General features: G+C 71.5%; 1 protein-coding gene. It reads left to right on the forward strand.

The window, feature by feature from the left end; translation table 11 throughout:
• On the forward strand, positions 1–1,017 hold a 1,017-nt coding region (locus FHY03_RS20690), incomplete at its 5' end, for a dihydroxy-acid dehydratase (protein ID WP_183932316.1).
• Positions 1,018–1,158: the final 141 nt, after the last annotated feature.

Genomic DNA, 1,158 nt, shown 5'->3' on the forward strand with positions numbered 1-1,158 from the left:
AGGGACGCGTTCCACAACGCGATCAAGGTCAATTCGGCGATCGGTGGCTCGACCAACGCGCCGATCCACCTCGCCGCCTTGGCACGCCACGTCGGCGTCGAGCTGCCGCTCAAGGACTGGGAGACCGAGGGGCACGGCGTGCCGCTCTTGGTCAACCTCCAGCCCGCGGGCGAGTATCTCGGCGAGGATTATTACCGCGCCGGCGGCGTCCCCGCGGTGGTCAACCAGCTGATCGAGCAGGGGCTGATCGCGGAGGGCGCGCTGACGGTCAACGGTCGCACCATGGGCGAGAACTGCCGCGGCGCCAGAATCGAGGACGAGGCGGTGATCCGCCCGTACGACCGGCCGCTCAAGGAGGCGGCGGGGTTCCTGGTGCTGTCGGGCAATCTGTTCGACGCGGCGGTGATGAAGACCAGCGTGATCTCGCCCGAGTTCCGCGACCGCTACCTGAGCAACCCGGCGGATCCCAACGCCTTCGAGGGCCCCGCGGTGGTGTTCGACGGGCCGGAGGATTACCACGCGCGGATCGACGATCCCGCCACCGGGATCACGCCCGAGACCTTGCTGTTCATGCGCGGCGCCGGGCCGGTCGGCTATCCCGGCGCGGCCGAGGTGGTGAACATGCGCCCGCCGGCGTACCTCATTACCGAGGGCGTCCACGCGCTGCCGTGCATCGGCGACGGGCGCCAGTCGGGGACGAGCGGGTCGCCGTCGATCCTCAACGCCTCGCCCGAGGCGGCGGCGATGGGCGCGCTGGCCTTGCTGCGCACCGGCGACCGCGTGCGCGTCGACCTCAACCAGGCGCGCGTCGACGTGCTGGTGGGGGACGAGGAACTGGCCGAGCGCCGCCGCGCGCTGGAGGTGGCGGGGGGCTATGCCTACCCGGCCTCGCAGACGCCGTGGCAGGAGATCCAGCGCGCGGTGGTCGGCCAGATGAACACCGGCGCGATCCTCGAAGGCGCGGAGAAATACCAGCGCATCGCCCAGACCATGGGCCTGCCGCGCGACAACCACTGAGGGGGCGGGGGCGTGGCGGCGGGCGCCGGCGGCGCTCGGCCGCCAGTGCCGTGCGTGTCGGCTGGCACCACCATCCGCCACTAGCGTCATCCTGAGCTTGTCTCAGGATCCACCGTGCCGCGTACCCGATGGCCGTGGCGC

It is taken from the genome of Sphingomonas sp. BK345, assembly GCF_014193845.1.
In the GTDB taxonomy this organism is placed as follows: domain Bacteria; phylum Pseudomonadota; class Alphaproteobacteria; order Sphingomonadales; family Sphingomonadaceae; genus Sphingomonas.